The 10,462-nt window shown below is 41.6% G+C and carries 6 protein-coding genes and 3 pseudogenes; 1 reads left to right on the forward strand and 8 read right to left on the reverse strand.

Translation table 11 applies throughout. The features are described 5' to 3' along the window. Positions 1 to 649: 649 nt before the first annotated feature. Positions 650 to 942 (forward strand): annotated as a pseudogene (locus V7659_RS32275) (IS110 family transposase); the annotation flags it as partial. A 162-nt stretch (positions 943 to 1,104) separates the two neighbouring features. Here the strand turns inward: V7659_RS32275 and V7659_RS10585 are convergent. From V7659_RS10585 to V7659_RS10620, 8 genes and pseudogenes are all read right to left on the reverse strand, one after another. Beyond that, positions 1,105 to 2,262, reverse strand: coding sequence for a glycerate kinase family protein (locus V7659_RS10585; protein WP_335539987.1), 1,158 nt, complete (start codon positions 2,260 to 2,262; stop codon positions 1,105 to 1,107). 461 nt (positions 2,263 to 2,723) lie between these two features. Next, positions 2,724 to 3,385: pseudogene (locus V7659_RS10590) on the reverse strand (NADP-specific glutamate dehydrogenase); the annotation flags it as partial. An 18-nt stretch (positions 3,386 to 3,403) separates the two neighbouring features. Further along, positions 3,404 to 4,363, reverse strand: coding sequence for a D-2-hydroxyacid dehydrogenase (locus tag V7659_RS10595; RefSeq protein ID WP_335539989.1), 960 nt, complete (start codon positions 4,361 to 4,363; stop codon positions 3,404 to 3,406). A 66-nt stretch (positions 4,364 to 4,429) separates the two neighbouring features. After that, the gene (locus tag V7659_RS10600; RefSeq protein ID WP_335539991.1) at positions 4,430 to 5,119 is read right to left on the reverse strand and encodes an RraA family protein; all 690 of its coding nucleotides are present in this window, start codon (positions 5,117 to 5,119) and stop codon (positions 4,430 to 4,432) included. A gap of 47 nt (positions 5,120 to 5,166) precedes the next feature. Then, the gene (locus V7659_RS10605; RefSeq protein ID WP_420491720.1) at positions 5,167 to 7,200 is read right to left on the reverse strand and encodes a (Fe-S)-binding protein; all 2,034 of its coding nucleotides are present in this window, start codon (positions 7,198 to 7,200) and stop codon (positions 5,167 to 5,169) included. Between the two features lie 57 nt (positions 7,201 to 7,257). Next, entirely contained in the window at positions 7,258 to 8,025 is a 768-nt protein-coding gene (locus V7659_RS10610) for an enoyl-CoA hydratase/isomerase family protein (protein WP_335539995.1), read from the reverse strand. Between the two features lie 3 nt (positions 8,026 to 8,028). After that, entirely contained in the window at positions 8,029 to 9,774 is a 1,746-nt protein-coding gene (locus V7659_RS10615; protein WP_335539997.1) for an FAD-binding protein, read from the reverse strand. A gap of 23 nt (positions 9,775 to 9,797) precedes the next feature. Further along, positions 9,798 to 10,462 (reverse strand): annotated as a pseudogene (locus V7659_RS10620) (hypothetical protein); the annotation flags it as partial.

Raw genomic sequence — 10,462 nt, forward strand, 5'->3', positions numbered from 1 at the left:
TATGTAATCCTCCCGGCTTAAGTCAGCAATAAACTTTCTAAAGTTACAATAAATTATCCATTATGTATTAAACTTACCATAATTATAGCATAGCAAATTAATTACTGGAAGTTATCCCCAATAAATAGTAGGATATTCTAGTATTTTTCCTACGATGCGTTTGCTTACTTAAATATTTTCACTATCGCTTATAACTTATGAACACTATAAGAGGCCTCTCACAATCTTGTGAGAAGCCTCTTAATTCGGGGAGCTTTTATCTATCCTTTGTTATTTTCTAAATTAATTTTTGCAATTGCTTTAGATCTCAAGATTCACTATTTCAAAGCAATATCGCCTTAAAGAACAGACTTATAGATAGCTTCAAAAATTTGAGTTACAACAATAGCCGGTTTATTCCTCCTAAGCTATCTATGCTCTTATAATATCAACAAGATTGGAAGAAAGCGCTCCCTGCAACAGAAAAGATGATGCCATTATAGGTTAGAGTTTCTGATTCTGAACTTGACGTTGTTAAAAGCTAGTATATTAATGGAAATCCTCGGATACATTATCAGCTTGTATTTTATTTTAAAGTACATATATCGTGTCGTATTCTCTTTATAAACATTTACAGATGAGGAATATATTTTTATTCTCACAAAACCTAATAAGTAAAATTGAAATTTTTAATAATGGGACAATAAAATTATTTTGCACCATTAAAGGTGTTGATATTGCTAAATATAAGCATGTGGCAAGAGCCCAGGACTATATAGGTTTAGAATTTTCGGCACCCTTTTACTTTGAAAATACAAATTCTAGCTTTAACTGTTTCATAGAGTGGCTTAAAAAGTTGATCGTTGAAAACCAAATGGAAAAAGTAATCGTAGGAATGGAGCCGACAGGTATTATTGGCTTAATTTAGCTCACTTCCTTAAGGAACAAGATATTAAGTTTGTGTATTATACAAAAAACAAAGTGACATATATTTTTGCGATGACGTAGCAAAAAACAGCCTCGGTTCCAGAAAATCTAAGCGGGCTGCATAAACTTATGAAGAATCTAGATTCTGTATATAACTAAAGTTTTGATTCGTTTGAGTCAATAGTGCTAGGAAGTTGTTCACTTCCTTGTGGGTGCCCCCGCCAAAGCTACAAGTCGTGCAATGTTCGCACAAGTAATCTCGATATTTTTCTGACCTGTTTTTAAAGCTACTTCTAAACTCATTGCTTTAGGAAGAATACCAAAAATAGCATCTATTCCTTTATCATAAAGGATATCAATCTTGTCTCCAACATAACCGGCAACTGCAATGACTGTTTTACCGTGCCTTTTGGCAGTCTGGGCCACACCATAGGGGGTTTTTCCAAATTGCGTTTGAAAATCAATCCCTCCTTCACCAGTAAGGACAAAATCTGCTTCCTTCACTTTTTGCTCCAATCTTGTATACTCAACTACTAAGTCTATGCCCTTCTTTAATTCAGCATTCGTAAATGCAAGAAGTCCGACTCCCAAGCCGCCGGCTGCACCTGCACCCGGAAAATCTTTCATATCCTTTCCAAGCTCCTTCATCAAAATATTTGCATAATGGGTCAGATTTGCTTCAAGTATTTCGACCATTTCAGGTGTTGCCCCTTTTTGTGGACCAAAAATTTTTGAAGCTCCTTTTTCTCCGCATAAAGGATTTGTTACATCGGATCCAATATAAATTCGTTTATCTTTTAATCTAGGATCAATGTGGGCCATGTTCACTTTTGCCAATCTTCCCAGTGAACCGCCACCAAAGCCAAGCTCCAGGCCATTTTCATCAAGTAATTTCACACCTAGTGCCTGTGCCATCCCGGCCCCGCCATCATTGGTGGCACTCCCACCAATACCGATAATGATTTTCTTAACACCTTTATCTAAACAGGCTTTTATTAATTCTCCTGTACCATATGTGGTGGTAATAAGCGGATTTTTTGTTTCTTTTGTTACCAAATGAAGACCGCTTGCGGATGCCATTTCAATAGCAGCGGTTTGACCGTCACCAAGAATACCAAAATGGGCCGTTACAGGCTGGCCGAGCGGACCCGTTACCGTCCTATGATGAATTTCCCCACCTGTTGCATCAATAAGCGATTGAACTGTTCCTTCACCGCCATCCGCCATAGGAACTTGAATGCAGACTGCTTCAGGCAATACCTTTTTAATTCCCTTCTCCATTGCCATACAAACTTCTTTTGCTGTCAAACTTTCTTTAAATGAATCAGGTGCCAAAACAAATACTGGATTTTTCATAATACCACCTCAGTCTACTGAAAAAATAGATTTCCATTTCTATAGATTTGCTTTTCTGCATTTTTAGGAAGCCTACATACTAGAGATCATCACAAAACAAACAACAAACTCCTCACGATTGAATACAAGAAAAGGTTGTTGAATTGATTTAAACATCCAGATTACCACGCTATGGCCTTAGTGGATTTGCCATATTCCTTGAACTTCTAGTCACAAACTCTTATATTTTTTCCACTGCCAAATCCAATAGACGGCTTCGTGCTTCCTTAGTAACCCAAGTGGGTGCCGAGAGTAATATTACCGTAGAATTGATAACTCTCAGCGCGATTTGAAAGAATTCCTATTTACAAGGAGGATTCACAGTCGATATGCCATTGCATACCAATCTCCCGTTTTATCCGGTGTACCTTGTACTTCCTTACAAATTGATTCTAACTTCATACGCTTTTACAAAGAGACTTCTAAATAATTCCTTGTGCCATCATTGCATCCGCAACCTTAATAAACCCTACGATATTTGCACCTACGACCAGGTTGCCTGGATAGCCATACTCCTTTGCAGCTTTAACACTATTCTGGTAGATGTTTGTCATGATTTCGTGTAATTTTGTATCAACTTCTTCAAATGTCCAGGACAGTCTCATACTATTTTGAGCCATTTCTAACGCAGATACTGCTACACCACCCGCATTGACAGCTTTTGCTGGGCCGAAGAGAATATTATTGTTTAAGAACACATTAAATGCTTCTAGTGTACATGGCATGTTTGCACCTTCACCCAGTGCCTTTATGCCATTGGAAACCAATGTCTTTGCTGATTCGCCATCGATTTCATTCTGGGTAGCGCATGGCAAAGCAATATCACAAGGGATTACCCAGACCTTTGAGCATCCTTCATAGTATTCTGCCTGCAGATGTACTTTAACATATTCCCGTATTCTTTTTCTCTCAACTTCTTTCAATCTTTTAACTGTTTCAAGGTTGATACCATCCTTGTCATAAATATAACCATCAGAATCACTACAAGCTACAACCTTTGCACCTAATTGAGTCGATTTTCCATCGCATAAATTGAAACATTACCAGAACCGGACACAACAATCGTACTTCCTGCAAAGCTAAGTTTAAGCATCCCTCTGCACTAAAAAGAATTCACCACGTTCTTGGAGTTTCCAGCCACAAATGCCTGTATATTATCCACTGCCAAATCCAAAAGACGGCTTCGTGCTTCCTTGGTAGCCCAAGCAATGTGAGGTGTGATAATACAATTTTTTGCTTGCAGCAAAGGGTTGGAATCTTCTGGAGGTTCCACCGCCAGCACGTCCAATCCTGCTCCGGCAATAACTCCTGCATTGAGAGCCTCAGCTAAATCCTTGTTGTTGACAAGTTTCCCGCGTGAGGTATTGATAATAACAGCAGACGGTTTCATCAGCGATAAATTTTCAGCGTTAATCATCCCTTCTGTATTCGGGGTTAGCGGACAGTGCAAGCTGACAAAATCCGCTTGCCTCAACAGATCAGGAAGCTCCGCCCACTCGAAATTTGGCAGGTCAATATCGCGAGGATGGGAGTCAAATGCGAGAATGCGCATACCAAAAGCGGAAGCGATTCGTGCCGTCTGGAGCCCGATTCGCCCGAAACCGACGATTCCCATTGTTTTGCCTGCCAATTCAACAAGCGGGTAGTTCCAGAAGCACCAATCAGGATTCCGTCCCCATTCTCCTTCCATAACTGCATCACTATGGCGTTGAACATGATGGCAATGTTCAAGCAGCAGTGCAAATACCATTTGGGCCACCGATTCCGTGCCATAAGTCGGAATGTTGCTGACGACGATCCCCCGTTCTTCTGCAATCTTCGTATCCACTACATCAAAGCCTGTTGCCAAAACCCCAATATACTTGAGGTTCGGCAGCTGCTCAAGTGTTGCTCTGCTTAATGGTGTTTTATTTGTCAAAATAATCTCTGCGTTTGAAGCCCTTTCGATCACGAGCTCCTCCGGAGTCCGATCGTAAACCTCTAAACGACCAACTTCCGACAATTTATCCCAACTTAAGTCACCGGGGTTCAAGGTATAGCCATCTAAAATACAAATATTCATAACTATCAATCCCTCTCTTATTATTTAATGGCTTAGACTATTCTTAGACAGTGTCATTTAGGCACATTAGTTCTTCACTAGATGATTACTTTCACACCCTTTCTGTTGCAGAGTTTGATCTACCCATGAACGGTCAACCGTACCATCTTTGATTGACCGGAGGATATCCTCCTCGCGAATTTGCTGCTGCTTTATTAATTTTAATAGTTCTTCTGCATGTTCAAGAGGTACAACCGCAAGGCCATCTTCATCTCCAACAATGATATCTCCTGGATGTACAACCATCCCGCCAACGGAGATAGGTGTATTGATCTCGCCAGGGCCATCTTTATATGGACCGCGGTGGGTTACTCCTCTCGCATATACCGGGAAAGTCTCGGATCTAATGGCCCCTGTATCCCGTATAGCACCGTCAATAATAAAACCTGCAATTCCTTTTTTAATTGCTAACTTTTGCATGATCTCTCCTACAATTGCATTGGTGAGGTCACCTCCGGCATCGACAACAATGACATCTCCCGGTTCGGCCAAGTCAATGGCCTTGTGTACCATTAAATTGTCGCCAGGCCGTGTTTTCACCGTAACAGCAGTACCTACGAGTTTTCCTTCTTTATGATATGGTCGAAGTCCGGAAGCGATCGCGTGCATGCGGTTTAAATTATCACTGATATGCGGGGTGACCACATTTTCAAACTCCTGTATTAATTCTTTGCTTGGACGGGCTTCAATGGGATAAATGCAAAATCCTAGATTCATAGTTTCTCCTCCTGGTCATTTTCTCCATGGCAGTGCTAACAAAGCGATTAACTTACTAAAGAACGCTCCACAATCTCAGCAATATCCAACGTTTTAACTTGTTCTTCTACTTCTTTTGCCTTAGTCCCATCGCTGAGCATCGTTAGGCAATATGGGCAGTTGCTTCCAATAACGGTGGGATTTAACCTCAAGGCTTGTTCTGTCCTCTCGATATTAATTCGTTTCCCCTGTGTCTCCTCCAACCACATCATTCCGCCACCAGCCCCGCAGCACATGGAATTTTCACGATTTCGCTCCATTTCTGCTACTTTGACTCCAGGAATGGCTTTTAGAATTTCTCGTGGAATATTATAGATTCCGTTATAACGGCCTATATAACACGAATCGTGGTACACAATCGTTTCATTCACTTCACGGGTTGGTTTTATTCTTCCTTCTTTTATTAACTTGTGGATCACTTCCGTATGATGGTAGACCTCTGCCTCCAACCCAAATTCCGGGTATTCGTGCTTAAAGGTGTTATAAGCATGCGGATCGATGGTGACGATTTTTTTCACGTTGTTAGCTTGAAAGTTTGCTATATTTTCTTGGCAAAGCTGTTGAAATAAAAATTCATTCCCTAATCGTCTCGCTGTATCTCCTGAATTCCGTTCTTCATTTCCTAGAATGGCAAACTTAACGCCCGCAAGGTTGAGAATCTTTGCAAACGATTGGGCAATTTTTTGACTTCGATTATCATAAGAGCTCATGGAACCGACAAAGAACAAGTATTCAAATTCTTCCGTCTCCTCAACCGTTGGGACATTGACATCGTCTCTGCTTTCACGCCATTTAATCCGCTCCCTGCGATTAAGTCCCCAAGGGTTGCTTTGACGTTCAATATTTTGAAAGTAGCGTGTGGCCTCATGCGGCATTTTCCCTTCAGTCAATACAAGAAACCGGCGCATATCGATAATTTTTTCAACATGTTCATTGGCTACCGGGCATTGATCTTCACAATTTCTGCATGTCGTACAAGCCCATAATTCTTCTTCTGTAATCACATCTCCAATTAGATTTGCCGTTACAGCTTCCGACGTTGCCGCTGCCTCATGACCTGGAAAAGCAAACGAAGGCATCCATGGTGTTCGCGAGGTAATTGCCGCCCCCTTTTCAGTCAAATGATCGCGCATTTTTGTCATTAATTCCATCGGAGACAGGGTTTTTCCCGTTACAGATGCAGGACACATACTGGTACAGCGCCCACACTCTACACAGGCATAAAGATCAATTAACTGGTTTTGACGGAAATCTTCAATTTTCCCTACCCCGTAAGTCTCCAGGGATTCGTCTTCGAAATTGATCGATGATAATTTCCCCACCGGTTTCGTATCGCGGAGATACACGTTAACAGGAGCAAACAAAACATGAGCATGCTTTGACTGCGGTACATAGACAGCAAAACTAAGTAATGTAATAAGATGAATCCACCAAAATACATAAAATACTGCGGCAGCCGCTCCTTGGCTCATGCCTGAAAACCAATTGGCTATCGTGCTAGAAATTGGTGCGTAGGCAAGGAAACCTTGCTGCCCCAACCATATATGTTCAAAACTTAAACTGAAAAAGATAGATAATAACAGAGAGGTTAAAAAAATGATAACCAATCCCGATTTAAATCCACGCTTTAATCGTTTAAGCTTTTCAATGTAGCGGCGGTAAAATGCATATATAACGGCTAATAAAACAAGAAACGTGGTTATTTCCTGACATACGCTAAAATACTTATGGGCTGTGCCAATCGGTAATTCAAACCCTTTAAAAAAACCTTTAAGGATGAGTTCAATTGCCCCAAACTGCAAGATAATAAAACCATAAAACATAATCAGATGCATGATTCCGCTCTTCGCATCTTTAAAGAGTTTTCTCTGTCCGAAGACGTTCACGAGAACCTCATTGACTCGCTGCCGCGTGTCTTTCCTTAGATTCGCCGGTTTTCCCATTTTAATGAATGTTACTCGGCTATATACAATGTTTGCGAACAAATAAACCGCGTATCCAGTGATCCCCAGAAAAGCAATAAAATTTATGATACCGAGTATCATTTTGGTTTCCCCTTTCAGAAATGCGTTGCATACCTCTTTCTTTAATAATTAATGTTATTTGTGTACAAAAGAAGCTACTCTCTTTTCAAGAAAAGCACTTACAGCTTCTTTGACATCCTGAGTTTCATGCAGCATGTAAAAAAGCTCTTTGCCTTTATCCATAAATGTGGAAGAATCATACGTATACAAATTGATTGCTTTTTTAATAGCTTTCAATGTTACCCCCGGTAAATTCGCCATATATTGTGCAAGTTCTTCGGCTTTTCTTAACCCATCCGAACTTTCAACGATTTCAGAAGCAATACCAATATGAAGCGCTTTCTCCGCCGAAATTGGTTTACCTGTCAATACTAGGTCCATTGCTTTAGCTGGGCCCACCAGGAAAATCAATCGCTCTAATCCCCCATTCCCAGGGAAGACACCGCGCAATACTTCTGGATACCCGATTTGAGCAGTGGATGAAAAGATACGGATATCAAAGGCACTGGCAAGTTCCGCACCCCCTCCTAAAGCATTGCCTTGAATATAGGCAATGGTAGGCTGAGGTGCATTCATTACCTCTGCCAGCATCTCATGTCCCCGCGTCCATACCTCACCGGCCGATTTATTGGCAATACGATCCGGGAACTCTTTTAAGTTGGCACCACAACTAAAATGGTCCCCTTCGGCTACGAATAGGATCACTCGAACCTCAAAATTACCGGCAATAATATGGAACGCTTCAGTCAACTCTTCTTTCACTTTTTCAGAAAGTATGTTCAACGGACGATGATCGAGTAAAACCTTGGCAATCCCATTTTGTATAGAAAAATCAACCGTCATTGCCTAATGTACTCCTGTTCTGATTGGTTCAGCGGGCCACTCGTATTCTTCCGCGACCATGTTTCCATCCACTTCCCTAATTCGAATACTTTTTTTCCAGTTGTTATCATCTTTTTGCGGGAAATCTTCGCGATAATGACAGCTTCGACTTTCGGTTCGAGTTAGTGCAGCCAACACAATCGATTTGGCTGTAATGATCATGTTACGCAATTCAAGTGCGGACTTGATGGTATCCAATCTTACAGAATATTTACCCTGCTCGAGGTCTTGTTCGGTTTTCAGTAAATACTCCCATGCATCCATCAATCGGACTTCATTGCGAATAACCAGGCAATTCCGATACATATTCCGGCGAAGTTCATCAATGCTTTCAAGAACATCTTTTGTTCCATTTTGGCTATTTTCAATCCACTGTTTAATCGTTTGAAATTCCTGGATGCACCATTCTTGTGACGATAATTCCTTGCCGTGCTTCATTGAATATTGTGCAGCTGCTTTTCCTGTTCGGTAGCCATAAACTTGCCCTTCTGCGAGAGAGTTCCCCCCGGGCCGATCCGGGCCTCGTAAACCTCCAGCCGTTTCTCCGGCGATGAATAAACCCAATATGTCAGTTTCACCATCTGGAGAGGTGATTTGTGACCCGCCGTTCATACATTGAGCCACTAGACCGACTTCAAATTTATCCGAGTGTACATCAATGCCTTTGGATTTTAACACACGTTTTGTCTTCGGCATTTTATCCTCAACAATCGCCTCAGATCCGGGAGCCATCTTACACCATACGCCTCCGTGCGGTGATGGATTGTCTTCTGATTCTCTTTGGATGGATGTGTCCAAATAGAAGGAATGATTGGATACGGTAAATGGAAAGGCCTTGTGGTTATTAACGTCCTTCACATTTACACCTGTTGGGAGATATCGCTCCAGGAACCGCTCCCCCTTCTGATTTGAAAGAATCGGATGTGTCTTCCAAACCGGTCCTGAAAGTAATGTCACCGGAGGGTTGATCACTCCCGGGCCGATTTGCACGAATTCCATATTTACAAGCGGAATCCCTTGCTGATACGCCATTGCATACCCATCCCCCGTCATATCCGGCGTACCTACACCATAAGTGTAAAGGAAGTGGGCGCCGCCACACGCTAAGATGACAGACGATGTTTGATAGAAGACAAATTCATTTTTGTCAATATCAAAAGCGATGGCACCAACGATTCTCTTTTCGTTATCTGTTACTAATTGAAAAACCATCATCTGCTCATCAATCGGAACGTTATTCTTTTTTAATTCCTTCGCAATGATGTTAAGAATATGTCTTGCCGTGACACCATTCACCCTGCATGTACGGGGATAAGTAGCAAAATCACTCATACCCTGAACAAGTTTGCCATTTTTTTGTTTATCAAAATTAAGCCCTAAATCGATCAGGTCATTTATCCTTTTGGGAGCGTCTTCAGCTAACGTTCGTACTAATGCAGGGTCAATAAAACCTCGTCCCGCATCCATAGTGTCCTGATAATGAATTTCCGGTTCGTCCCGCTCGTCCCCATGGCCAATCGCGGCCGCAATCGCAAGAAGCTCCGAAAACGCTGTTGCTGTGGATCCACCTTTAAGCCAAGGGGATTTAACAGCTATTCGAACCTGTGCTCCAGACTGATATGCGGTTAATGCTGCTTTTGCAGCTGCACCGCCGCCGCCAACTACTAAAACATCACATGTAATCGTCCTTGTTATTTCCCATTTTCCCAATGATCTGACCTTCTTCCATTTGCTTATTTGAATATATCTGCATCCATTTCTCTCAGGTTTGGTGAAATATTTACTTTAAAATCTATATGTGAAAGGATATCACGCTCAATATCAACCCCTGGGGCATATTCAATTAATGTGATCCCTTGGTCTTCCAATCTAAATACAGCTCGTTCCGTTAAATAGAGGACTTCCTGTTTGTTTTTCAGAGCGACCTTCGCATTAAAAGTTAATTGCTCTACCTCAGGAATGAATTTCTTATGTTTTCCTTCATTTAATATATTGACTTTTCCTTGTTCGATCGCAACATCCAACTTGCCACTGGTGAGCGTTCCGCAGAACATAATTTTTTTCGTTTTATGGACGATGTCGATAAAACCGCCGGAGCCTCGAAAAACACCGTTAAACATACTCACGTTTACATTTCCTACACGATCGATTTGTGCAAACCCTAATAATGTAGCTGATAATCCCCCACAATGGTAAAAATCAAACACTTGGGGAGAACTTATGATAGCGGTAGGATTAATATGGGCCCCGAACACCTCTTCACCCATCGGGACACCACCGATCGCCCCGTGCTCCAAAGAAAATGTAACATCTTCAAAAAATCCTTCTTCTATAGCTAACTGCGGTAAACCTACAGGAATCCCGACTCCAAGGTTAATGACATCCCCCTGCTTCAGTT

The sequence above is a fragment of the Neobacillus drentensis genome (assembly GCF_036966985.1).
Classification (GTDB): domain Bacteria; phylum Bacillota; class Bacilli; order Bacillales; family Cytobacillaceae; genus Neobacillus; species Neobacillus drentensis_E.